The following is a 25,392-nucleotide window of genomic DNA, read 5'->3' as shown; positions in this document are numbered from 1 at the left end:
AACCGGAAAATATCATAAGAATAGTTCTTCGAAGTTATCAATATATTTAGCACATCCATAAATAAAATATTCCCAGTAATAAACAGGGCGTACAGCTTAGTACTGTTTTAAAGAAAAAGGCAGGCTTTTTGGTCTTTAAAACCCATAAGAAACTAAGAGAACCAGCCAAAACTGGGATAAACATAATACTCATAGGTGTATGCAGACAGGCAGCCAGAGCATTTATAAACAGTAATATCCAATCTCCGAAAAAACCGTCATGCTTAATTAAACGAAGCATTAAATACAGAATTGCAGGCAAAGAGATGCTTGATAGGATCGCCTTACCCATCCACGGGGCCAAAAGCAGATAGCTGCTACCGAGCGTATGGATATTAGGTAAAAACATATGCATAACTGCAGCAAAGATCAAAAAATATCCCTGTGCTTCCGTATCCTTCGGAAAAAGGCATCGTCCCATAAGCATGTAAACAAGATAAGCAAAGGAAATCGTGATAAACGGAAGTACGGTATGGGCAATAATAGCCACAGGAATATGAAACCAATTTCCCAATAATGCATAAAAAATTGCCCACAGCGAAAGAGCATATCGAGGCAGCATGCCTGTTCCTACTCCCTTTTCAGGATTGATTTTGAATATCTGATTCGTTTGGATTGCATCACTGGCAATAGGCACATAAAAAGCATCGTCCCATTCGAAGTAAGTATAGTGATGTATATAATATAACTGAAAAATAATAATAATGATGGCAATCATGGTGGTCCAGGATATATATGATTTCCAGTTTTTCACAGAATCAGAAAAGATTTCCAGCATCCTCTTCCGGAAAAACAAAGAGGCAATGCATCCGGCTATTAAGAGAAATCCATATAAAAAAGATAAAACCTGAAAAGAAATATTCAAAAATGTGATTGGAACCAAAAGCAATTCTAAAAGTGCCCATACAGTGAGGGTTCCGGTAAAGATATTCAGAATAACTGTCGATTCTTTTTGACGGCACAGGCAGTTTACTAAATGTCCAATCAAAAAAGCGACGATAAAAAAAACGGATGAAATTAAAAGGATGGTCCATTTCATGGCTGTACAAGAATCCTTCCTTGAAAAATAATTGGTGTTAAATATATCATATACCTTTTAAAAAGTCAAGGATGGTAAGACATTTGACACGGAAATCGTCCTCTCTTTCTGCCTCTTTATCAGATTGAGTGCCAGTTTTCGTACCATTGTTCAGATTTTGATGTATGTTTTTGTCCTCTGTCCGACACTGATTTTCTGAAAAGTTCACATCTAACAGCCAGTGCATCGTTTCCACAAATCTGGTTGCTCTTTTTATTGGTTTGATGCTATAATATCTCTGTCTATAGGGACGGATGGGTAACTCTTTAATATCCGCCGGTTTTTAGATTATCTAAAGGATACGAAAAAATAGATTTATAAATGAAAAAGTCTAGATTGTTATAATGAGGGGATGGAATATGGGTAAACGGATAGTTTGGATTGATATTGCGAAGGGACTGGGTATTTTATTAGTTATTGCAGGTCATTTGTTTTTATATGATTCTAAAATAAGTGCAATTATTTTCAGCTTTCATATGCCTCTTTTTTTCTTTTTTGCCGGAATGCTGGAGCATGATGGTGATTTGAACTTTTCAGAATATCTTAAAAAAGGAATAAAGAAATTACTTTTGCCGTGGGCAATATTTTTTATTGTGGGTTTAGCGGTTACATTGGGTATTCCAGCATGGAGAGCAAATTTTAATGCCGCCGATACTCCTGTGGCTTTTTATACTTTAACAGCAGACTATGTCCATGTGGGCCAGATTTGGTTTTTATCATGTTTATTTGGTGTTAAAATATTTTTTTATTTTTTTAATAAGCTTGTGATAAAAAGTAATAATATGCCATTCATATTTTTATCTCTTTCCGGGCTTACAATTGTACAGATGATTTTAAGATTATTTGCAAATACATATTTGCCGTATCATATACTACCTTTTCAATTAGGAAGCGCGTTTATAGGACTTGTTTTTTATGTTGCGGGATATTTTTACAAAAATTACAGAGATGAACTTTCAAAAACTGTTCGTTTCTGGAATTTTGTTGTTTGCTTGGCATTGGTTTTATATTCTCCCCACAATGAACATGTGAATATAGCAAGTATGGATCTAAAGAATAATTATTTCTTTTATATTTTTGCGTTTGCCGGTATATTCTTGACGATTTCGGCATCAAAGTTTATTGCGGATTTATCCTGGAAGTGGGCGGAACCAGGGAAGAATCTGCTACAGTATATTGGAAAGAATTCTATGTATATGTTTGCACTTCATAGTTTTGGACTTTATTTATGGGAATATCTTCTATCTGTCTACAGAAATGACTCTACAATATTAATTATGGAAAATATAAGGAGACGGGATTGCATTACGGGAACTGTTTTTGTCTTAGTGTTTACGTTGGGCATTGTATTTTGTCTCAAAGCCGTTTATAAAATAATTTGTGAACATATGGCGTTTCTGCCTTCTGAACGGAAATGATTTTTAATAAAAGGTGTTAAAGTATACGCCGAATTTTAAATTTGGTTGCCCTCTTTTCCATTTAATGCTATAATACTTATATCTATGGAGCCGGACAGATCCAAGATGTCCGGCTCTGCTATATAAAAAAGCAAATATTCTGGAGGAAATTATTTCATGAGAACTTATCTCGTTACCGGAGGAGCCGGATTCATTGGTTCTAACTATATTCACTATATGTTTCGCAAGTATGGTGACAGCATCCGTATTATCAATGTAGATGCCCTCACCTATGCGGGGAATCTGGAGAACCTGAAGGATGTGGAAAGTCAGGAGAATTATACTTTCATCCGGGCAGATATCCGTGACAGAGAATCCATTGAAAAGATATTTGAAGAAAATGACATCGACCGTGTAGTCCACTTTGCAGCAGAGAGCCATGTGGATCGCAGCATCCGCAACCCGGAGATTTTTGTGGAAACGAATGTTCTTGGCACGTTGGTAATGCTGAATGCGGCTAAGAAAGCATGGGAGCTTCCGGACGGAACTTATGGGGAGGACAAGCGTTTTTTATATGTATCTACCGATGAAGTGTATGGATCTCTGGAAGAAGGGGATACCTATTTCTATGAGACAACTCCTTTTGCGCCTCACAGTCCCTATTCAGCCAGCAAGGCTTCCGGCGATATGCTGACTAAGGCTTATTGGGATACCTACAAGTTCCCAATTAATATCACAAGCTGCAGCAACAACTATGGTCCCTATCAGTTTCCGGAAAAGCTGATTCCCTTAATTATCAACAATGCTTTACAGGGAAAGAAGCTTCCGGTCTACGGTGACGGCAAGAATGTCCGTGACTGGCTATATGTAGATGACCATGCCAAGGCCATTGACATGGTACAGGAAAAGGGGCGTCTGGGAGAGCGCTACAATATTGGCGGTCATAATGAAAAGCAGAATATAGAGATTGTCAATATTATTCTGGAAACCCTGCAGGAGATGCTTCCTGAGGATGATCCAAGAAAGTCTCTGATCAGCAAAGACCTGATTACTTATGTGGAGGATCGAAAGGGCCATGATCGCCGATACGCCATTGCTCCGGATAAGATCAAAGAGGAGATTGGCTGGTATCCGGAAACCATGTTCAAAGAGGGTATTCGTCTCACAATACAGTGGTTTTTTGAGCATGAGGATTGGATGAAAAATGTAACCAGCGGCGATTATCAGAAGTATTATGAAGAAATGTACCGGGTAAAATAATATAATGAGTGCGGCGGCTCTTAACAATGGCGCTGATTACTTAATAGCTGCTGTACCAACACAGGGACAGACACAAAGAAAGGTGCCTGTCCCTCACGTACGTTAAAAAAGAGCAATCTCTAGATAAGCGGCATTGTTCAAGGGATTACAGAACTTAAAATGGAGGTTTTTATGAAAGGAATTATTCTGGCAGGCGGAGCCGGAACCAGACTTTATCCGCTGACAAAAGCAATATCAAAGCAGATTATGCCGGTATATGATAAACCTATGATCTACTATCCTCTATCTACCTTGATGCTGGCAGGCATTCGGGAGGTGCTGATTATCTCCACACCCCGGGATTTGCCTGTGTTCGAGGAACTGCTGGGAGATGGATCTCAGCTTGGTATGGAGATGCACTATGCCATACAGGAATACCCCAGAGGACTGGCAGACGCCTTTATCATTGGAGAAAAATTCATTGGAACTGATCATGTAGCGCTGGTTTTGGGAGATAATATCTTCTATGGGCAAAGCTTTTCAAAGGTTCTGAGAGCTGCTGCCGCCCGGACAGAAGGTGCCACTATATTTGGATATTATGTAAAAGATCCGAGAGAATACGGTGTTGTGGCCTTCAATAAGGAGGGAAAAGCTCTCTCTATCGAAGAAAAGCCGGTGAATCCCAAGTCAAATTATGCGGTGCCGGGTCTCTATTTCTATGATAATGATGTAGTAGAGATAGCCAAAAACGTAAAACCGTCCACAAGAGGTGAAATTGAGATTACCAGTGTCAATAATGAATACCTTCGCTGCGGCACGCTTCATGTGGAAACATTGGGCAGGGGCTTTGCATGGCTGGATACCGGAAATCATGATGCGCTTCTGGATGCCGCCGATTTCGTGGCTGCTTTTCAGAAACGTCAGGGGCTTTATATCTCCTGTATAGAGGAGATTGCCTACAAACAGGGCTTCATAAATAAGGATCAGCTCTTAAAACTGGCTGCTCCCTTGATGAAAACGGCCTACGGCCAATATCTGACTGATGTGGCCAACGGCCTGTAAAATTAAGAAAACTGACATATAAACAACCTAATAAAAACATTGTGCGGATAATCCGTCTTAGATTAATCCAAGGGAGAAAACAGACAATGTCCAAAATAACAGTAGAAACCTGCCCTATTGAGGGACTGAAAATTATAACCCCGTCCGTTTTCGGCGATGAACGAGGCTATTTTATGGAAACCTACAACTATAATGACTTTAAGGAAGCCGGGATTGATATGGAGTTCGTTCAGGACAACCAGTCTGCTTCAAAAAAAGGAGTGTTACGGGGATTGCACTTTCAGATTAATCATCCCCAGGATAAAATTGTCCGGGTGATCAGCGGAGAAGTTTTTGACGTAGCTGTAGATCTCAGGGAAGGCTCTCCCTCCTACGGGCAGTGGTACGGCGTTATCTTGTCAGCAGAGAACAAAAAGCAATTCTTTATCCCTAAGAATTTTGCCCACGGTTTTCTTGTTCTGTCCGATTCTGCAGAGTTTGCCTACAAATGTACTGACTTCTACCACGCCAATGATGAAGGCGGCCTTGCATGGAATGATCCGGATATTGGTGTAGAGTGGCCCATTCCAGAGGGAATGGAACTTATCATATCCGAGAAGGATCGGAAATGGGGCGGCATTCAGCAGTTGGCAGGCGTGTCTGGAAAGAGGAAAAAATAACATGGAAGAAAGCAGACAGCTTACAGCCGAGGTATTTATAGATACAGGAAAGGACTTCCGCCCAGAAGATTCCCTGCAGGCAGAGTACCCCTGTGCATTAGGAGAAACAGTTACTTTAGAATTTGATTTGAGTGTTTTTGAGCGTACTTGCGGCTTTCGCTTTGATCCCCTGCTGGAAGACAGCAGTATGATCAAGCTTCTTTATATCACCCTTACCTATGAGGATGGAGAATCCAAAACAATAGAATGGAACCGTATCAAGACTAACAGTGATGTAGACTTTGAGCCCATCTTTGCTTATCTTCATAAAGATCCTAAGTTTTTTGTTGATGAAGCTCTCTGCCTGAAACTTGTTAAAGCAAAGGTAAGTTTTCAGGTGTTAGAGCTGGGGGTAGGAGAAAAGGAATACTGGCAGGAGATCAAAAAGCACAGCATATCTGAGAAAGAAAAAGCACAGCTTTTGAATAAGCTGGAGCTGGCCATGAACCAGAATCGTGTTCTGGAACAGGAAAACCGCAGGCTGAAGATTGAGGAGGCGGACATCTACGCTACTGGTATCTGGAAGCTTCAGCATGACGCAAGGGGGCCCATGAAGGTTATTTTCGGAAAGGGAAATATTCTGACCTTTTTGGCTGCAGTTTATCTTGCTCTTTGCTCTGAGCTTTTTATTTTTAACAATGCTTATTATTCCACACCCCGTCCAAACGAGCAGATTCTTTGTTTTAGCTTCTTCCGCTTCGGCATGGTGTGGCTGGGGGCGTTTGTGCTGATTGCAGTCATCAACGGACTGATTCAGAAAGGATACCGACGTGAGCTTACTTAGCGTTTTTGTAAAATACAGAAATCTTATTAGCCAGCTTGTAATGAGAGATATCAAAACAAAATACCGCCGATCTATTCTGGGCTTACTGTGGACTGTACTGAATCCGCTGCTGATGATGACAGTACTTTCCGTTGTATTTTCCTACTTCTTTTCTAAATATGGACAGATTGATAATTTTCCAGTGTATCTGCTCTGCGGACAGCTGATTTTTAACTTTTTCAATGAGTCCACCAGTATTGCTATGGGCTCCATTATACACAGCGGAGAGCTGATTAAAAAGGTCTATGTGCCAAAATACCTGTTTCCTATTTCCAAGGTTATGTCCAGCGGTGTTAATCTAATGGCTTCCATGATTGCATTGATTATTGTGATGCTTGTTACAAGGGCCAGGGTGACACCTACGATTTTGTTGGCATTGTTTCCGCTTTTGTATGTACTGCTGTTTTCCACAGGTGTCAGCCTGTTTTTGGCAGCTGCAGCAGTGAGCTTTCGGGATTTGATGCATCTTTATGGGGTAATTACTACAGCATGGATGTACCTGACTCCAATGATTTATCCCATAGAAATTTTAGATGGTGCGCCGGCCTGGGTAAGGATGATTGTGAATATTAATCCGCTGACGGGCTTTATTAAGATATTCCGCTGCGTAGTTTTGGACGGCGTGACAGCTCCGGCCATTCTCCATGTACAGAGTCTTATCTGGTGTGCGGTGGCTCTTGCGATTGGTTCCGCAGTGTTTAAAAAGGCTCAGGACGGCTTCATATTAAAGATTTAGGAGAGGAAGACAGGGAGCAATGAAGATAGAGAATGCCATAGAGGTAAAGGATGTGTCCATGTGCTTCAACCTCTCACGGGAAAAGGTAGACAGCATCAAAGAATATATTATTAAGGCATTAAAACGGCAGCTTTTTTATGAAGAATTCTGGGCCTTAAATGATGTAAGCTTTGAGATACGTAAAGGGGATTCCGTAGGGCTGGTGGGGATGAACGGTTCCGGAAAGAGTACGATGTTAAAGATCATTGCCGGTGTGCTTCGGCCTACCAAGGGCACGGTGGAGACTGCGGGAACCATTGCGCCCATGATAGAGCTGGGAGCGGGCTTCGACCATGATCTGACAGCCAGGGAAAATATTTTTCTCAACGGAGCCCTGATCGGCTATCCGAAGGAGATGCTGGAAGAGCGGTTTAACGATATCATTGCCTTTGCCGGGCTGGAACGCTTTGTGGACGTACCGATTAAGAACTTTTCTTCCGGTATGCTGGCCCGTCTGGGATTTTCCATCGCAACCATTGTTGATGCGGACATTTTGATTGTGGATGAGATTCTGGCTGTCGGGGACTATCAATTTCAGAATAAGTGTAAGAAGCGTATCCGGGAAATGATGGAGAAAAACACCACGGTGCTTTTCGTATCCCACAGTATTGAGCAGGTGAAGGAGATCTGCAATAAGGCTATTTGGATTGATCACGGTCATGTCCGCATGATGGGAGAGGCCGAGGAGGTCTGCGACGCTTATGAGGACCCAGCCGAAAAAATGTAAGAGGCTTCCGCCGGTGCCGGTGACATAACGATAAAGCTGTGAAACAGCTGTTTAGGAGAACGGAATATGGATAACACGGAAATGCAGAATGATTATAAAAAATTGTATGAAGCCGAGCGGGAGAAGACAGAAGTTCTCTTAAGTAAGATTGAGGAATCAGAAAAGGAGATTGAGGAGCTTCGCTTTAAGCTTGACCGGATTAAGAACAGCTTTGCATGGAAGCTGTCTACCCCCATGCGCAAAGGACTTCATTTTTATGAAAAAACCAAATATCGGCTCACCCGGTATGGATCGATTCCGGGACTTATGCGGAAGGTACGCAGTAAGATTCAGGAGCGCAAAAACATGAAGCGCCATGGAACAGCCAGTTTTCCTTCGCCGGAGGAGGCGTTAAGGCAGCGGGAGACTGTTTTTGAGAAAAAGGTAAAGTTCAGCATTTTGGTGCCTCTTTACAACACGCCGGAAAAGTTCCTTACAGATATGGTGGATTCTGTAAAAAAACAGACCTATGAGAATTGGGAGCTGTGTCTGGCGGACGGCAGCGATCATGAACATGCTTATGTGGGAGAGATCTGCAAGAGATATGCGAAGGATGACAAGCGTATTATTTATCATGTGCTGGATCACAACTATGGAATCTCCGGGAATACCAATGAATGCCTGAAGCTGGCTGCCGGAGATTATATCGGCCTTTTTGATCATGACGATGTTCTGCATCCGGCAGCTCTTTTTGAGTATGCAAAAGCTATCAATGAGGAAGGGGCGGACTATATCTACTGCGATGAGATTACTTTTGAGGGTGATAGCATTGATCACATGATTGTGCTGCACTTTAAGCCGGATTTTGCCATTGATAATCTGAGGGGTAATAATTATATCTGCCATTTTTCTGCATTTTCCAGAGAGCTTCTGGATGAGGCAGGAGTATTCCGAAGTCAATATGACGGAAGTCAGGATCATGATATGATTCTTCGGCTTACCGCAAAGGCGAAGAAGGTTTATCATGTGCCAAAGGCCCTATATTACTGGAGATCCCATAAGGCTTCCGTGGCTCAGGATATCAATGCCAAGACCTATGCGGTGGATGCGGCCAAGAGGGCAGTTCACGATCACATTCTGGAGGTCTATGGAATGGATGCCAAGGTGGAGAGCACCCGGGCATTTCCGACAATCTTCCGGATTCGCTATCCGCTGTTTGAAAAGCCTTTGATTTCTATTATCATTCCCAACCGGGATCACATGGAGGATTTGTCCCGTTGCGTGGAGTCCATCATCAATAAGTCTACCTATCCTGATTATGAGATTATTGTAGTGGAAAATAACAGTGAGACAAAGGAAATTTATGATTATTACAAGGCACTGGAGCACAATGAACGAATTCATATAGTGAAGTATGAGGGGGACTTTAACTATTCCCGTATCAATAACTTCGGAATATCCTTTGCCAGGGGAAAATATGTACTTTTGCTGAACAATGATATGAAGGTGATCACCCGGGAATGGATGGAAGAGCTTCTTATGTATGCCCAGAGACCAGATGTTGCGGCAGTGGGCGGTAAGCTTTACTATGCGGACAATTCCATTCAGCATGCAGGCATTGTCATTGGGCTGGGCGCCCATCGGGCGGCCGGACATACTCATTATAAGGATGATAAGATGCATCTGGGCTATATGGGGCGGCTCTGTTATGCTCAGGATGTAACGGCTGTGACAGGAGCGTGTCTCCTGGTGGGAAGGGAACAGTATGATCAGGTGGGAGGTCTGGATGAGAACTTCAGTGTGGCTTTCAATGATGTGGATTTCTGCCTGAAGCTTAGAAAAGCTGGTTATTTGAATGTGTTCACTCCGTTTTGTGAGCTGTTTCATTATGAGTCCAAGACCAGAGGCATGGAGGAAGGTGAAAAACTGAAGCGCTTCCAGAATGAGGTTGCGCTATTCCGTGAAAAATGGAAGGAAGAGCTGGAAGCAGGGGATCCTTACTTTAATCCGAATTTCTCATTGGATTATTCGGATTATACCATTAAGTGATCCGTATATTGCAGCATTAAATAACAGGAGATATAGACCATGATAAGTAGGATATATGGAATCATAGAAAAAATCGCAGCAGTATTCGCAGCGTTTTTGGCTGTAGTGGGTTTTAATCTGCTTTATGGTGTACGTGGGGAAAGTACCATGTTCTCCAACAGTGTCTTTTCCATGTCTGTTTTTGGTGCATTTCTTTTCTTATACCATTATATTGTTAGTAAGAGTTTGGATCGAAGGACTCTCATGTATGGTTTGGCAGGCGGTTTTTTGGCGGCACTTTTAACCAGTATGGGGGTTTCTCTGAATTATTTAGATACGATTTGGTCTAAAAATACATTTTGGGCTATTCCATGTCTTACGCCGTTTTTTGGAGGATGTATCAGCCTGGCTCTTTTTTATCTGAAAGATGGCTTCAGCAGACCAGGGAAAGATGATGAAATTGGATCCCGGTGGTTTCTTTTTTGCTGGCTGCTCTTATTTTTATCCTGGGTTCCAGTGCTTTTGGCCTCTTGGCCTGGTATTTTTTCCTATGATTCGGGGTTACAGCTTGGCTCCTTTGTGGACAAAAGGGTGTCAGGACATCATCCTATTCTTCATACGTTTCTGTTGGGAATCTGCAGATGGGCAGGGGTGAAGCTATTTGAAAGCAAAAATGCAGGAGCAGTTTTGTATTCTCTGATTCAGATGCTTCTGATGTCGGGGATGTATGCTTATGTTTGCTGCTACTTAAAAAAGAAACGATCTCCTAAATGGCTTCAGACAGGAACTTTTATATTTCTGGCTTTTCATCCGGTAAATAGCCTTATGGCTTTATGCGCTACGAAGGATTCCATTTTTACAGCTTTGTTTGCTGTATTTCTGGTACAGCTTTTTGAGATAGCAGAGGACAGGGAACGATTTTTTTCTTCGGTAAAATGGCAGGCTGTTTTTTGTCTGAGCGTGTTTCTTCTTTTTGCCTTCCGAAATAATGCTTTCCATGCGTTTGTGCTCAGTGCACCCTTTTTCATGTGGACCTTTCAGAAACACTGGAAGCGTATGGGGTTAATGATACTTATTTGTCTGGGGCTTTACGGATTATATACAGGTCCGGTTTATAAAGCGCTTGGAGTGGAAAAGGGAGACCCAAGAGAAATGTGCTGTGTGCTGATGCAGTCGGCAGCCCGGGTTTATAATCTGGATTATCTGGGGTTGACAGAGGAAGAGAAAGAGACGTTTCTTTCGATTATCAGGGAGGAAGGAATGGATTCTTACTTATCCTGGTTTGCAGATCCGGTAAAGCAGCACTTCAACGGCGAAAAATTTGTTCAAAATCCGGGGCCGTTTTTAAAAACATGGTTTTCTGTGGGGATGCGGCATAAAAAGATTTATATAGATTCCTTTTTGACTAATACCTATGGATACTGGTACCCGGGAAATTCAGATCATGGGAGAAATTATCTGGAATATTTCTGCTCGGAGGTTCGTGAGGATGTGGATGTAGTGATGGTATCGAAGCTTCCGGTATTGTCAGAATTTTATCGGAAAATCAGCCAGGAGCATTCTTATAAAAAGCTTCCTGTTGTGTCAGCTACTTTTAATTTGGGCGTATATACCTGGCTTTTATTGTTTGCATTTCTGCTGTTGCTTTATCGAAGACAATATAAGGAATTGTTTCTTGGAATTCCATTGTTTATGTATCTTTTGACTACAATGCTGGGACCGATAGTGACCATGCGGTATCATTATCCGTTGATTGCATGCGGACCGCTGATTATTTTTCTTATATGGAGGAGAGATAAGGAATGGATAAAATAGCCGTACTGATTCCCTGCTATAATGAGAGCAAAACAGTAAAAAAAGTAGTAGAGGATTTTCGGCGGGAGCTTCCGGAAGCGGTAGTTTATGTCTATGATAATAATTCCACCGACGGAACGGATGAGATCGCAAAAGCTGCAGGAGTTACAGTGCGTTACGAGCATCAGCAGGGCAAAGGAAATGTAATACGCCGGATGTTCCGGGAGGTGGATGCCCGGGTTTATGTGATGGTGGACGGTGATGACACTTATCCGGCCGAGGCGGCGCCGGAGATGGTAAAAAGAATTTTGGAAGACCAGGCGGATATGGTAGTAGGAGATCGTCTTTCTTCGACCTACTACACAGAAAATAAGCGTCCCTTCCATAATTTCGGCAATTTCTTAGTAAAGAATTGTATCAATCGCTTTTTTGATACCAATATCCAGGACATTATGACAGGATACAGAGCCTTCAGTTATTCCTTTGTAAAAACCTTTCCTGTACTCTCTCATGGCTTTGATATTGAGACAGAGATGAGTATTCATGCGGCGGACAAGCATATGCAGGTGGACAATGTGATTGTGGATTATCGGGATCGCCCGGAAGGCAGCGTGTCCAAGCTGAATACCTTTTCAGATGGCTTTAAGGTATTGTTGCGTATTCTGAATTTGTATAAAAATTATAAGCCTTTTTGCTTTTTCTCTATTTTGTCAGCCGTTTTAGGGGCTTTGGGTATTGGATTTTTGATTCCGGTGATAGTGGAATATGTGGAGATAGGTCTGGTTCCTAAGTTCCCAACCTTGATTGTGTGTTGCTTTGTGCTGATAGCAGCACTCCAATCGCTCTTTGCAGGATTGGTTTTGCAGAGCATAGAGCAGAAGAATAAGCAGGATTTTGAGATGCTGCTGATTCAGGTACAAAATATGTATGAGGAAAAGTGCAAGCGCTGAGAAAGGGAGCAGATATATGAGAAAAGACAGATATGGAGCAGGCCTTAGTCTGGCCGCTTCTCTTGTTCTTTCTGTTTTTTGCGGCTTTGCGGTTTATGCGGCTATGGGTTTTGTATATGCCATTGGCGATGATGTGATTATGCGCGATATAGTCAGCGGAGCATTTACCGGGAAGCCGGACGGACATGCGATTTTTATGAAATATGCTCTTGGCTTTGTACTTAGCCGGTTCTATCTGCTTAACAATCATATAGATTGGTATGGATTCTTTATGGCAGGAACCCTGTTTCTGGCCCTGGCAGTGATTTTATACAGAGGGCTGTCGGCAGAAAAGAGCCTCCTTTGGAAAGGAGCTTATGCAGGGGTGGCTGTGGGGCTTTTTACTGCAGTGATGGTATTTCATGCGGCGCAGTTTGAGTGGACAGTCAGTGCAGCTATGCTGGGTGCATCTGGCCTGTATCTTTATGCTACAGGTACGAAGCAGGGGAAGGGACAGTACATTCTGGAGGAAATTCTTATCTGGCTGCTTCTCTTTTTGACCTTCTGTATTCGGCCAGATGTGTTTTTTATGGTTATGCCGGGCTTTGGCATATCTTTTTTGTGGAAATTTGTTAAAAGCGGGAAAGAGAGGAAGATTTGTTTTCAAGAGCTTATTTTGCCTGCGGCTGTATTTTTGACAGCAGGAGTCGTGACACTGATAGAAGCAAGTGCTTATGGAGAAGAAGGGTGGAAGGAATTTCAGAAATTCCAGGCAGCTCGTACGCAGGTTTATGATTATTCAGGCATTCCTTCCTTTGAGGCGAACCCGGCTTTTTTTGAAGAGTTGGGGCTTAGTGAGCATGAGGCCCGCAATCTGCGTCATTATGCCCTCTATCTCATAGAGGGAATGGATAGAGAGATGATGGAAGCCTTAAGTGAGGAATCTATGCGTCAAAATGCTTTGGAGACAAGGCTTTTCGGTCGTATGAAAGAGGGAATCACTTTGGCATGGGGGCAGTTTGTTCACAAGGAGTATTTTCCAGCCAGTCTGCCGACGCTGCTGTTTTTCATTGGGATTCTGGTATTAGCGTTTTTGTATGAAAGAAGGGCACTGGTTCCATTAGCGTTATTTTGGGGAGCTGAGGGCATATTTTGGCTGGCACTTGGATTTGTGGGACGTCTGCCGGAGCGAGTGGCATTTTCTCTCCACCTGATTGCTTTGCTTGCCATGGGGGCTTATTTTTATAGATTGTATCAGAAGGCGGAATCAAGAATTCCACAGAAGGGAAAGGCTGCGGCAGTATCGGGCATCCTTGTACTTTGTCTGGCAGCGGCCGTGTTCCAGTGGAAAACTGCTGCGGCATCAAATGCAGAGAAAATAGCCAGGGACGGCAATTATCAGCTATTCAAGACGGCCTGTAAGGAAGAACCGGAGAATATTTATTTTGTTGAAACCTTTATGGCAGAACCTGTCGGCGGGGCTGCAGTCACAGGAAGGGGAGATTTCAGGCAGAATAACTGCGTTACGCTGGGAGACTGGTACAGCACATCGCCGCTTGATGAGGAGCGCTTTGAAGCCCTTGGAATTGAGAATGCGGAGGAAACGATTTTGACCAATCCCAATGCTTATTTGGTGGTGAGGGATGTGGAGGATACGGGCTTTCTCGGAAGCTATTTTGCATATAAATATCCAAAGCTTTCCCTTGTCTTAAGGGATGTAAAGGTGATAGAAGACAGATATTATTATCTGTATCAGGTACAGAGGTGAAGATGCCCATGAGACAGACAGGAAAAAGGCGCTTGGCGGCTCTTTTGCTTTCTTTTTTGATAACAGGAATTTATTTTGTGCTTGCTTATCAGAGTATTCCTTTTATCTATGACATTAATGATGATGTGGCTATGCGTAATGTGGCAGCAGGTGTGATTACCGGGTCGCCGGATGCCCATCTGCTTCATATGAAATATGTTCTCGGCCTTGTGATTGCTGGATGCTATCGGATGATTCCCGGCTTTGACTGGTATGGTATGGTCTTGATCGGGATTATGCTTTTTGCCTTGGCAATGATTTTGTACCGGGGGCTGGCTTCTAAGCAGGGACTTCTTTGGAAGCTTTGCTATTCAGTAATTGCTCTGCTTTTGTTTACCTGTGCAGGTCTCCGGCATGTAGCTGCTTTTCAGTGGACAGTAACGGCGGCCATAGCAGGAGCAGCAGGAATCTATCTGTTCTATACAGCTGATAAGGGGAATCGTTTTTGGGACTGGGCGGAGGAAGGAATAGGCGCCTTCTTGATTTTGCTTTCTCTGGCAGTTCGGGATGATGTGTTTTTAATGGTGCTGCCTTTGGCGGCTCTGTGTTTTTGGGGGAAATACGGTTCTGTCCAAAAAACGGAAACTGTAAAAGGAATCCAGTGGAAACCCTGGCAGACTCTAAAAATACATTGCAAGGGGTGGAGTATCACTCTGGAACATATGGGTATTCTTATGGGACTGGCAGCAGGAATTTTGATTCTTATGGGGGCAGAGGCTCTTGCATACAGCTCGCCGGAGTGGAGGGAGTTTTGCGTCTACAATGTGAATCGGGAAGCCATTATGGATTATTATGGTCTGGAGAATTATGAGGAGGATCCGGAATTTTTTGATTCGCTGGGAATCACCAAGGAAGAAGCAGAAAACCTGCAGCGGTATTCCCTTTATCTGGTAGATGATTTGTACAGCGAAAAGATGGCAGTTCTTTCTGAGCATTTCCGGGAGGTATATATCAGGGAGCATCCTTTGAAACAGCGGATTTCTACGGCAGTTCAAAAGATTGATGAGCACCTGGGAAAGGATAGCTATCATCCGGTGAATCTTTTGTGTCTGGTGATGGCGGCAGTGGTTTTGGGTTTTTGCTGCGGAAAAAACAGGAGACAACTGGGCCTGGCTATATTTCTTACAGGTATCTGGGCGCTTTATTGGTTTTACCTGGGCTACAGGAACCGCATTGTGGAACGGGTAGGCTTTGCTTTGTATCTATTGATGCTTTTGACTATGCTGGCGATCTGGTATCGGACAGTCTTTTTAGAGAATAGAGAAAAAGGAGCGGGAAGCAGGAGAGAAAAGCTTCCGGGGAGGGTCTTGGCGGCAGGAGCCTGTGTGGTTCTGGCTTTGCTTTCCGGGCCGGAATGGAAGTCTGTGAAGGAGAATAATACGGAAAGACGGGATTACAATCTGGAATTTCTGGATGTAAACCGCTACATGGCAGAGCATATGGAAAATGTCTACTTCATGACTACCTTTTCCATTGAAACCTATACGGATAACTTTACAATTTCCAGGGACTTTGCTTTTACTAACCTGTTATCGGTGGGAGGATGGCATACCTTTTCTCCCCTGGAGAATGTGAAGAATGAGAAGCTTGGGATTACAGATCCAAAACGGGACATGGCAGAGACAGAAGGTGTATATTTGATTTCTCTGGAGCAGGTGAATCTGCGTTACATGGATCGTTACTATGAGAGTGTCTATGGGAATGAATATCAGGGAATGGAGCTTGTAGATAAGCTGGACTATGGAGAACGGATTTTTGAAGTGTATCGGCTTCATACAGATTCTCAGGAAGGAAAGAAGAAATGATTGGATTTAATGTAGCTCCCTTTACGGGAAAGGAATTTGACTATATTCGGCAGGCTATTGAGGCGGAGCATATCTGTGGAGACGGAATGTTTACGAAAAAATGCAATGGCTGGATTGAAGAACGGACGGGGACGGCCAAAGCCCTTCTGACTACTTCCTGCACGCATGCAACAGAGATGGCGGCCCTGCTTCTTAATATTCAGCCGGGGGATGAGGTGATTATGCCTTCCTATACCTTTGTATCTACAGCCAACGCCTTTGTCTTGCGAGGAGCGGTTCCTGTGTTTGTGGATATTCGTCCGGACACCATGAACCTGGATGAGAATTTGATTGAAGAAGCTATTACTGAGAAGACCAGGGCGATTGTACCTGTCCACTATGCAGGTGTTGCCTGTGAGATGGATAAAATTATGGAGCTGGCCAGCAAATACCGTTTGGCAGTAGTGGAGGATGCGGCTCAGGGCGTGTGCTCTTTTTATAAAGGGAAGGCGTTGGGGACTATGGGAGACTATGGCTGCTTCAGCTTTCATGAGACAAAAAATTTTTCTATGGGAGAAGGGGGAGCCCTGCTGATTCGGGATTCAGAGCATGTTGAGGATGCGGAAATTCTCAGGGAAAAGGGAACCAACCGCTCAAAGTTTTTTCGGGGGCAGGTGGATAAATATACTTGGGTGAATCAGGGAAGTTCTTATCTGCCCAGTGATATGAATGCAGCTTATCTGTGGGCGCAGCTGGAGCTTGCCGACCAGATTACGGCGGATCGGATGAAGAGCTGGAACGCTTATAATGAGCAGCTAAAGCCCTTGAAGGATCAGGGAAGGATTGAGCTTCCGTCAGTGCCGGAGGATTGTGTGCATAATGCACATATGTTTTACCTGAAGGCAAAGGATCTGGAGGAACGCACGAAGCTGATTGCCTATCTGAAAGAGGCAGAGATTCAGACTGTTTTTCATTACGTCCCCCTCCACACAGGAGAGGCAGGGAAGAAGCTGGGACGGTTTTCCGGTGTGGATCGCTATACGACGAAAGAGAGTGAGCGGATCTTACGGCTTCCTATGTACTATGGGCTTAGGGATGAACAGGTTTCTTATATTTCAGAGAGGATTAAGGAGTTTTATGAGAGATAACAGGCAGAAGGTGCCGGGAATGTGGCTGTGTGCCGGGATACTTTTTGTGCTGACCTTTGTTATGGTAAAGGTGGAGATGGGGAAAGGGCATGAGGTATTGCTGTACAGCGATTTTGCCACCCATTCCTCCTGGGCAGTAGGAGAGTTTACAGATCCCTTGTATGACAAATTTTATTCCTATCCGGTTTGGCATCTGGCAGTACGGATTGTGAACCGATTGCTTCCTATTGGCAGAGAGTATGCGGGGGCACTGGTTACAGCCTGCTGCATAGGGCTGCTGGCTGCCATTCTGTACCAGTTTTTATGGAAAGAATTAAAGGAACAGCTATCAAAGATGAATATTGTCTTTTTGACTATTGGGCTTCTGATATTGACAGCTCTTTATATGCCGTGGTTTAACAGAGAAGTCTATTTGGGACAGAGCAGCCCGACCATTTGGCACAATCCCACGAATATGGCGGTAAAGCCTGTTTCCCTGATAGCATTTTTATATTTTCTGAAGCTTTATCCCGAAAAGGAGAGAGAAAAATGGTTCGATTTTGCAGGTTTTGCGGCAATTTTGCTGCTTAGCTGTTTTGTGAAGCCATCTTTTATGCAGGGCTTTCTGCCGGCAGTTGTCTTGTTCCTTTTATTGGAGCTTATACGGACGAAAGGGGAAAGCTTTTGGATTAGCCTAAAGCTGGGGGCTGCCTTTATTCCATCTGGCATATATTTTCTTATTCAGTTTTTTTCGGTGTTCGGAGAAGGGACGGACAGGGGGATTGGATTGCAGCCTTTTGCAGTAATGAAGCTGGATACGGCTCATCCTTTGATTTCTATGGTGCAGGCAGTTGCTTTTCCTCTTTTTGTTTTGTGCATTTTTGGGGGAAAGCAGATTTGGAAGGATAAACCCTTACTGTTTTCCCTGCTTTTTTACTTGACATCACTTTTGGAATTTATTCTTTTGATCGAAGTAAATGAGCCGGCCTCCGGCAATTTTGAGTGGGGGCTGCAGTTAGCCATGTTCACTTTTTTTGTAATGACGGCGGTTCGTTTTTATCAGCAGATAGGAAAAAAACAGTGGGTAAAGATAGTGGGAAATGGGCTGTTTCTTTATCATATTGGTTCGGGGATTTATTATTATGTTTATCTTTTGATATTAAGCCCGCTGCAGTGCTAGTACAACGAATATTAAGTTATTGGCAGTTTGACTTGCCTATTTTCCTGATAGCACTACTCCCCAAGCTTCGCCGTAGCCACCGCTACGACTGCGTTTGTGAAGCAGCACTCTCAGAAAAATATTCTGCGTCAAACTATCCAAAACTTAATTTTCGTTGTACTAGTACACGGGTGTACTAAGCTGTCCGCGCATGAAGCTACAGGAGGCAAGAGCATGAAAAAAATAGTAATCATAGGAGCTAACAGCTTTCAGAATCCTTTGATTCTGAAAGCAAAAGAAATGGGCTTTGAAACCCATGTGTTTGCCTGGCAGGATGGCTCAGTGGGGGAACAGACAGCAGATTTCTTTTATCCTGTCAGCATTGTGGAAAGAGAAGTAATTCTGGAGCACTGCAGGGAGATTAAACCGGATGCCATAACCTCCATTGGCTCGGACCTGGCAATGCTGACAGTAAACTATATAGCAGAAAAGCTTGGACTTCCTGGTAATTCTATGGCGTGCACGCTGGTATCTACCAATAAATATGAGATGCGGAAGGCTTTTGAGAAAGCATGTGTTCCGGTTCCGCATTTTCGGGAAGCGGATCTGGATACAAGTGCAGAGGAATTTTTGGGTTTTTCGCTTCCTGTCATTGTAAAACCGACGGATCGTTCGGGAAGCAGGGGGATTACAAAGTTAGAGAACTGGGAAGCTTTTGCAGAGGCAGTAAAGCTTTCTGTAGAAAATTCTTTTGAGAAAAAGGCAATTGTGGAGGAGTATTTGGAAGGAGAAGAGTATAGCTGTGAATGTATTTCCTATAAGGGAAGCCATTATTTTTTGGCATTGACAAAAAAATATACCACAGGCCATCCTCACTTTATTGAGACAGGCCACCTGGAGCCCGCAGGCTGCACCCTGGAGCAGATGGAAGTGATCAAAAAAGAGGTATTTCGGGCCCTTGATGCTCTTGGGGTGGAAAACGGAGCTTCTCATACCGAATTTATGCTGGATGGGAACAATCAGGTACGGATTATTGAGATTGGGGCCCGTATGGGCGGCGACTGTATTGGTTCGGATTTGGTGCCTTTGTCAACAGGATATGATTACGTGCGGATGGTAATTGATGTGGCCTGTGGAAAAAAGCCGGAATTTGTACAAGCCGGTAAGAAAGGCGCTGCCTGTATCCGATTTGTTTTCACCCATCAGGATCTGGAGCATCTTAAGTATCTTAAGAAGGAGCTGCCAGAGCACATTCACTTTATCAGTGAGATGGAGCCAATCCAGGAAGGGCGGGTAAAGGATAGCTCCACAAGGTTTGGTTACTATATTTTGACCTTTGAAAGCTTAGAAGAGGCAAAGGAGTATCTGACATAATGAAAAAGATTTCTGTAAAAACGATTCTGGTCCTGCAACTGGTGGTTACGATTTATACTTTATCCAGTGTGGCGGCGAAGTTGGCCTCCGGTTATGAGGCATTAAGTTTGCCGTTCTTCTTTTTTTATGGGATTGAGATTCTGATTCTGGGTGTTTATGCCATTGCATGGCAGCAGATTATAAAACGCTGTGATCTGTCTGTGGCTTATGCCAACCGTTCTATGGCGATTCTGTGGTCGCTGATTTGGACTGTTGTTTTTTTTCATGAGGCGCTGACCATAAAAAATATCATAGGAGTGTTCATTGTTTTCGCAGGAACAATGATTGTGAACAGTGATGGTGAATAAGTATCTATTGTTGCTGGTGCTGTCCGTGATGGTGGCATCCTTTTCCCAAATTCTTTTGAAGAAAAGCGCCGGAAAAGCTTATGCATCTGTGCTGAAGGAATATTTGAATCCTTTGGTTATTACAGGTTATGGGATGATGGTTTTATCCACCCTGCTGACTGTGGGGGGATATGCCGGATTGGAGTATAAAAACGGTGCTGTTATAGAAGCATTAGGCTTTGTACTGGTAATGTTTCTTAGCCGTGTCTTTTTTGGAGAAAAAATTACAAAGAAAAAGCTGTTGGGAAACAGCTTGATTCTTCTGGGAATACTGGTTTTTTACAGCTAAGTCTTTTAGCTTTGGGGCTGATCCGGAGATTTTGAATCGGTGTTTTGTAAGATCTCCCGAACGGTATATTGGGGCGCATTGTTGATGCTGATATAGATGCGTCCAATGTATTCGCCGATAAGTCCAAGCATGACCAGAATCAGACCTCCAATAAAAAAGATAGAGGCGATGATGGAACTCCAGCCCATTTCAATGGTAGAATCCACCAGCTTGCGGATGACCACGTAAAGGCCGTAGCAGAAACCCAAAAAAGCAGAAGCTGTTCCGCAGACAGTGGCTATCCGAAGAGGCTTGACGGAGAAAGCGGTAAAACCATTGAACCACAGAGCTAAAAGCTTTGTGAGAGTATAGCCGGATTCGCCTACCATACGCTCATGGTGAGTTACAGGCACATTGGTGATGCGCATGGTGGCCCGAAAGATTAAGCCTTCAATGTAAGGGTAGGAATTTTGATAGCGTGTAATTTCTTCTGCAATGAAGCGTTGCATGACAAAATAGCTGGTGACCCTAAGGCCCTTTGGCTTATCAAGGAGACTTTCAGTCATTCTTTCATTCATCCAGGTTCCGAAATTGCGGAAGGCGCTGTGCATTTTGTGCTCATAGGAGGCATAAACCACATCCCAGCCTTCCTGAATCTTGTCTACCAGGGTGAATAGTTCTTTGGCCGGGGTCTGGCCGTCATCATCCAAAGAGATAATTAAGTCACCAGTACACATGCGATAACCGGCCATCAGAGCGGAGGGCTGGCCGAAATTTTTTGCCAGATTAATTCCGGTAATGCGATGATTATTAAGGGCAAGCACTCGGATATGCTCCCAGACATTGTCAGGCGAGCAGTCGTTGACAAGTATAATCTCATAATCATACTCTGGGCGCTGCTTAAGGGTTTCTATAATTTCAGCCACAACGATTTCTATGGTGGCTTCTGAACCGTAACAGGGAATCACAAAGGACAGCTTATTCATAAAAATGCAGTTCCTTTCCTGAAAAATATATTGAATGATAGGGCGAAGGTTACTCATCCCAGGGATGTACATTTGTCATTCAGTATACAAGTTTTTTCAAGATTGATCAATCATAGTTTTACAATTTTGGGAAAAGCGTGTATAATAATAAAATTAGCTGCAGAGAGTAATTTTGGAAAGTATGGAGAAACGTATATGAAAAAACTAATGACTCAGATTATGAGGTTTGGAATAGTAGGCTTCCTGTGTTTTTTTATTGATTACGGCATTATGGTAGCCCTGGTAGAGCTGGCAGGCTTTCAGGATCTCTGGGCCAGCGCCTGTTCTTTTACGGTATCAGTGGTTGTGAACTATATTTTAAGCATTACAGTGGTATTTGACACAGACAAGAATGCAAATAAAGGAAAGCAGTTTGCAGTATTTGTGATTTTAAGCTTGATTGGTCTGGGAATTAACCAGTTGATTATGTGGGCAGGGGTGGCTTGGCTTGGACAGTATATGGATCGGGCTTATATGGTAGTGAAGATCTTTGCTACAGGCGTGGTTATGGTATACAATTTTATCAGCCGCAAGATATTTATTGAGAAGAAAGCCTAGAAGGAGAGAATAGCAGAAATCGGAAAGGTTGATTGATCCAACAGACTTTTTGGAGGAAAGCTATGAAAGAAAAAAGAAAGACACTTGGTATCAGTCTGCTGCTGCTTGCTTTGACATGTATTTCGGCTTTGTTTTTTCCTGTGAGAGAGCCGGCTCTGGATGCAGGGTTTTTGACAGACGAGAAGCAGGAGGAATGGTTGGAAACCCTGGAAGCTGCGGATGAGGATTTTCTTACGGAGTTGATATTTGCTGGAGAGTCCTTACCCTGTGACCGTGAAAGCGGAACTTTTTACCTTCCGGTAAATATGGATACAACAGAATGGGAGAGGGGACGTTTTTCCTCCGGACAGAGGGATATTAAGGTTTACCTGCTGGACAATCCCCTGGAGGATGAGAAACAAAAGTCGGTTCGGGAAGGAAAGCGTTATCGGCTTCTGGCAGTTCAGGATGAGGTCTGCCGGGAATATGGAGTGATTTTTACCGGTCTTCCGATCATCAGCATAGAGACAGAGGAAGAGATTCGTTATGATGAAGTTTATGGAAGGATGTCCCTTCTGATGGCAGATACGAAGGAGGATTGGGGCTTTGAAAGTCTTATGAGCGGACATATCCGGGGCGGAAGCAGCCGGCTTAATCCCAAAAAATCTTACAAAATGACCCTTTACAGGCAGAATCAGGTGGGAAGCGGAAGCTATAGGGATAATCAGGTATCCCTTTTGAATATGCGCAGGGATGATGAGTGGATTCTGTATTCCATTTACAGTGAGGATACAAAGCTGCGGGATAAGCTGTCATTGGATATTTGGAACGATTCAGGAGCTTTGACCATTGAATCAAACGGTCATTTTGGGTATCATATGGAATATATAGAGCTGTTTCAAAACGGGAAATATTGGGGATTGTACGGCCTGATGGAACCAGTAGATTATAAGCAGCTGGATCTGACAAAAGAAGGAGAGCCGCAGCCGGAAGATTTTTTATACAAGCAAAAGGATGCAGATGTATTTGAACTGAAAGGAAATCATGCCGTTCAGGATGAGGCTCACATGGAGGTGTTGAATCGGTATCTGGAGCTTCTGAATGCAGATGATGAGGTTTTTGCAAAAGAGATTCCAAAGCTGATTGATGTGGACAGCGCACTGGAAGTGTGGCTTTACCTGCAGGCAGTTTTGGGAATGGATAACATAGAAAGGAACATTTTCTACCCGGCACGCTATGAGAATGGGCAGTATCGCTTATATTTCATGCCATGGGACATGGATTACAGCTGGGGAAATGTTCATGATTTCGATGCATTAAACAGAAGCCGGTTTTCAGAAGAAATCTGGACTATGCGCATCGCCTGGCGTCTGGGAGATCGCCTTATCCGACTGGATGTTGAGGGTGCCAGGGAGAAGGTACGTGAACGTTGGAAACGCTTAAGGGAGCATGTATATTCCGATGCCTATTTAAGAGAGCATATTCAGTCAAATGTTCATTGTATCATTGATTCCGGAGCATTTTGGAGGGATGAAGCCCTCTGGTATGACAGCCGGCACAGTGAGGATTTTGAAGAACTTGAGAGGCGTGCCTGTGAGCGGATGAAGTTCTTGGATACATGGCTTTCGGATCCCCTGCTGTATCTTGAGCTTAAGGAGTATAGAGAGTGAAAAAGCAAATAACTCTTGTGACAAACTGCATACTGCTGGGGGCTGTTTTGGCCTTTCTTTTTCTTAAACCGTTTTTTTTTGGACCAGTTCGATATGAGCGGCTTAGCAGCAGTGAAGCGGTTCAGATAAAAGAGAATTATACAAAAGCAGCGGAACCTTTTTTCACAGAACTGCTTTTTTCCGGAGAGAAGCTTCCATTTGACAGGCTTACCTCGACCTTTTATCTTCCCCTTGATATAGAGACGGAGCAGTGGGAGACGGGAGAGCTTTCCAGCGGTTCTGGGGATATTCGCCTGCTTTTTGAGGAGGATTTTACAAAGGAATCCAAGCAGAAGGCGATTCGGGAGGGAAAAGCATTCCGTTTTTATGCCCTTTGCGGGATGGAGTATCAGGAATGTTATCTGGTTGCAACAGGACTCCCAGTACTTTCTATAGAGACGGCAGAGACGGCGGATACAGGCGTTTTTGGAGGCATGCTCTATTACTGGGATGCGAAAAGCAAGCAGAATTGGACAGGAAAAAATATTCTGGAAGCACAGATACGCGGCAATACCAGCCGTACCTATCCAAAAAAGGGCTATAAGCTGACGCTGAAATATCAAAATAAAAAGGGTGAAGTAGTTCCGGATAAAAAATCTCTTTTTGGCCTGCGCACAGATGATGAGTGGATTTTAAATGCTATGTACAGTGACTCTTCCAAAATCCGTGACAAGCTTTCTGTAGATTTGTGGAATAGCTTTGGTGCCAGAACAGCTGAATTCCCAGAGGCGAAGTTTGGATCGGATCTGGTGTATGTAGAGGTTTTCTTTAATCAGGAATACTGGGGCCTGTATGGGCTTATGGAGCCAGTGGATTCCAAGCAGCTTGATCTGACAAAGGATGAAGAGCCAGGTATGACGGAATATTCTTATAAAGCTGTGGGGTTTCAGGGAGGCGATGATGGATGGCTTAAGGATGCAACGCCCTTTGAGAGAAGCCTTAAAGCTTTTGAACTGAAAGGAAATCACGACAGCGAAGATACATCTGCCTGGGAACCGCTTTTTTCATACCTTATTTTTCGGGATCAGGAGGATGATGGGGCTTTTTCCCGAGAGGCGCCCCTTTTGATGGATATGGATGGAGCATTAAACGTCTGGATTTATTTTCAGGCAGTCCTTGGAATTGACAATCGGGCAAAAAACATGTATTATGTCGCAAAGAGCAGTAATCAGTCATATCGTATCTATTTTGCGCCCTGGGATATGGATCTTACCTGGGGAGATGCTTTGAGTGTGAGAGATGAGGCAGGGCTAAAGGGAGAGACTGGGGGGCCTGTCTGGAATGTGGGATTGAATACAAATCTTTATTCCGAACGCATCAACTGGGAACCAGGTGATCGCCTGGTTGTACTGGATGTGGAAGACGCAAGGGAACAGATAAGGGAAAAATGGCTGATGCTGCGGGAGGGATTGTTTTCTGATGAGAATCTCACGGAGCATGTGGATAATCTGGTTCATGATCTGCAGGATTCCGGAGCCCTTGCCCGTGATGCCGCACGCTGGCCGGAAAGCAACTTTGGAGAGGACTATGAGCAGTTTAAGCGTATGGCTCTTTACCGTATGAAGTTTCTCGACTATTACTTTGACGGGAGGCTGGAGAGCTATATGGGACTGGGATATGAATAGAGAGAACTGGAATAAACAGTAGA

At 43.7% G+C, this 25,392-nt stretch carries 22 protein-coding genes; 20 read left to right on the top strand and 2 right to left on the bottom strand.

Translation table 11 applies throughout. The annotated features are described in order from the left end of the window. Window positions 1-46: 46 nt before the first annotated feature. Window positions 47-1,078, bottom strand: a complete 1,032-nt coding sequence (locus tag VSQ61_RS04105) for a DUF6077 domain-containing protein (protein WP_334343169.1) — start codon at window positions 1,076-1,078, stop codon at window positions 47-49. Between the two features lie 398 nt (window positions 1,079-1,476). Here VSQ61_RS04105 and VSQ61_RS04100 point away from each other — a divergent pair, with 398 nt between their 5' ends. The 17 genes from VSQ61_RS04100 (at window position 1,477) to VSQ61_RS04020 (ending at window position 20,494) form a co-directional block, all read left to right on the top strand. Continuing rightward, window positions 1,477-2,535, top strand: coding sequence for an acyltransferase family protein (locus tag VSQ61_RS04100; RefSeq protein ID WP_334343168.1), 1,059 nt, complete (start codon window positions 1,477-1,479; stop codon window positions 2,533-2,535). Window positions 2,536-2,691: 156 nt separating this feature from the next. Next, entirely contained in the window at window positions 2,692-3,774 is a 1,083-nt protein-coding gene (gene rfbB, locus VSQ61_RS04095) for a dTDP-glucose 4,6-dehydratase (RefSeq protein ID WP_334343167.1), read from the top strand. A gap of 171 nt (window positions 3,775-3,945) precedes the next feature. Continuing rightward, window positions 3,946-4,815, top strand: coding sequence for a glucose-1-phosphate thymidylyltransferase RfbA (gene rfbA / locus VSQ61_RS04090; RefSeq protein ID WP_334343166.1), 870 nt, complete (start codon window positions 3,946-3,948; stop codon window positions 4,813-4,815). Window positions 4,816-4,901: 86 nt separating this feature from the next. Beyond that, window positions 4,902-5,474 carry a dTDP-4-dehydrorhamnose 3,5-epimerase gene (rfbC, locus tag VSQ61_RS04085; protein WP_334343165.1) on the top strand — a complete coding sequence of 191 codons (573 nt, stop codon included), beginning with the start codon at window positions 4,902-4,904 and terminating at the stop codon, window positions 5,472-5,474. A gap of 1 nt (window position 5,475) precedes the next feature. Beyond that, window positions 5,476-6,297: a hypothetical protein gene (locus VSQ61_RS04080; RefSeq protein ID WP_334343164.1), complete on the top strand. Its 822-nt coding sequence runs from the start codon at window positions 5,476-5,478 to the stop codon at window positions 6,295-6,297. Beyond that, the gene (locus VSQ61_RS04075) at window positions 6,284-7,072 is read left to right on the top strand and encodes an ABC transporter permease (protein ID WP_334343163.1); all 789 of its coding nucleotides are present in this window, start codon (window positions 6,284-6,286) and stop codon (window positions 7,070-7,072) included. The genes VSQ61_RS04080 and VSQ61_RS04075 overlap by 14 nt, the downstream gene beginning before the upstream one ends. Before the next feature lie 19 nt (window positions 7,073-7,091). Then, entirely contained in the window at window positions 7,092-7,838 is a 747-nt protein-coding gene (locus VSQ61_RS04070) for an ABC transporter ATP-binding protein (RefSeq protein ID WP_334343162.1), read from the top strand. A 66-nt stretch (window positions 7,839-7,904) separates the two neighbouring features. Further along, a complete protein-coding gene (locus VSQ61_RS04065; RefSeq protein ID WP_334343161.1) occupies window positions 7,905-9,866 on the top strand; it encodes a glycosyltransferase family 2 protein in 1,962 nt (653 codons plus the stop codon). Between the two features lie 39 nt (window positions 9,867-9,905). After that, the gene (locus VSQ61_RS04060) at window positions 9,906-11,660 is read left to right on the top strand and encodes a DUF6020 family protein (RefSeq protein WP_334343160.1); all 1,755 of its coding nucleotides are present in this window, start codon (window positions 9,906-9,908) and stop codon (window positions 11,658-11,660) included. Next, complete coding sequence (locus VSQ61_RS04055; protein WP_334343159.1) at window positions 11,648-12,589, top strand: glycosyltransferase family 2 protein; 942 nt, start codon at window positions 11,648-11,650, stop codon at window positions 12,587-12,589. Before VSQ61_RS04060 ends, VSQ61_RS04055 begins: the two co-directional genes overlap by 13 nt. Before the next feature lie 16 nt (window positions 12,590-12,605). Beyond that, the gene (locus VSQ61_RS04050) at window positions 12,606-14,336 is read left to right on the top strand and encodes a hypothetical protein (RefSeq protein WP_334343158.1); all 1,731 of its coding nucleotides are present in this window, start codon (window positions 12,606-12,608) and stop codon (window positions 14,334-14,336) included. Window positions 14,337-14,344: 8 nt separating this feature from the next. Continuing rightward, complete coding sequence (locus VSQ61_RS04045) at window positions 14,345-16,180, top strand: hypothetical protein (protein ID WP_334343157.1); 1,836 nt, start codon at window positions 14,345-14,347, stop codon at window positions 16,178-16,180. Beyond that, the gene (gene rffA, locus VSQ61_RS04040) at window positions 16,177-17,307 is read left to right on the top strand and encodes a dTDP-4-amino-4,6-dideoxygalactose transaminase (protein WP_334343156.1); all 1,131 of its coding nucleotides are present in this window, start codon (window positions 16,177-16,179) and stop codon (window positions 17,305-17,307) included. Before VSQ61_RS04045 ends, rffA begins: the two co-directional genes overlap by 4 nt. Continuing rightward, window positions 17,297-18,466, top strand: a complete 1,170-nt coding sequence (locus tag VSQ61_RS04035; protein WP_334343155.1) for a hypothetical protein — start codon at window positions 17,297-17,299, stop codon at window positions 18,464-18,466. The genes rffA and VSQ61_RS04035 overlap by 11 nt, the downstream gene beginning before the upstream one ends. A 213-nt stretch (window positions 18,467-18,679) precedes the next feature. Next, window positions 18,680-19,819: an ATP-grasp domain-containing protein gene (locus VSQ61_RS04030; protein ID WP_334343154.1), complete on the top strand. Its 1,140-nt coding sequence runs from the start codon at window positions 18,680-18,682 to the stop codon at window positions 19,817-19,819. Further along, window positions 19,819-20,166: a DMT family transporter gene (locus VSQ61_RS04025; RefSeq protein WP_334343153.1), complete on the top strand. Its 348-nt coding sequence runs from the start codon at window positions 19,819-19,821 to the stop codon at window positions 20,164-20,166. The genes VSQ61_RS04030 and VSQ61_RS04025 overlap by 1 nt, the downstream gene beginning before the upstream one ends. Further along, window positions 20,156-20,494 carry an EamA family transporter gene (locus VSQ61_RS04020; protein ID WP_334343152.1) on the top strand — a complete coding sequence of 113 codons (339 nt, stop codon included), beginning with the start codon at window positions 20,156-20,158 and terminating at the stop codon, window positions 20,492-20,494. The genes VSQ61_RS04025 and VSQ61_RS04020 overlap by 11 nt, the downstream gene beginning before the upstream one ends. 5 nt (window positions 20,495-20,499) lie before the next feature. On the opposite strand, the gene VSQ61_RS04015 is transcribed toward VSQ61_RS04020, so the two are convergent. Then, window positions 20,500-21,459: a glycosyltransferase family 2 protein gene (locus VSQ61_RS04015; RefSeq protein WP_334343151.1), complete on the bottom strand. Its 960-nt coding sequence runs from the start codon at window positions 21,457-21,459 to the stop codon at window positions 20,500-20,502. Between the two features lie 195 nt (window positions 21,460-21,654). On the opposite strand from VSQ61_RS04015, the gene VSQ61_RS04010 reads away from it, so the two are divergent. The 3 genes from VSQ61_RS04010 (at window position 21,655) to VSQ61_RS04000 (ending at window position 25,369) form a co-directional block, all read left to right on the top strand. Continuing rightward, window positions 21,655-22,056, top strand: a complete 402-nt coding sequence (locus VSQ61_RS04010) for a GtrA family protein (RefSeq protein ID WP_334343150.1) — start codon at window positions 21,655-21,657, stop codon at window positions 22,054-22,056. A gap of 62 nt (window positions 22,057-22,118) precedes the next feature. Further along, entirely contained in the window at window positions 22,119-23,705 is a 1,587-nt protein-coding gene (locus tag VSQ61_RS04005; RefSeq protein ID WP_334343149.1) for a CotH kinase family protein, read from the top strand. After that, window positions 23,702-25,369 carry a CotH kinase family protein gene (locus VSQ61_RS04000; RefSeq protein WP_334343148.1) on the top strand — a complete coding sequence of 556 codons (1,668 nt, stop codon included), beginning with the start codon at window positions 23,702-23,704 and terminating at the stop codon, window positions 25,367-25,369. Before VSQ61_RS04005 ends, VSQ61_RS04000 begins: the two co-directional genes overlap by 4 nt. Window positions 25,370-25,392: the final 23 nt, after the last annotated feature.

The sequence above is a fragment of the Candidatus Merdisoma sp. JLR.KK006 genome, assembly GCF_036941035.1.
In the GTDB taxonomy this organism is placed as follows: Bacteria; Bacillota; Clostridia; order Lachnospirales; family Lachnospiraceae; genus Laedolimicola.
The sequence above is the reverse complement of the archived record's forward strand: the minus strand, read 5'-3'. Positions and strand labels throughout refer to the sequence as shown.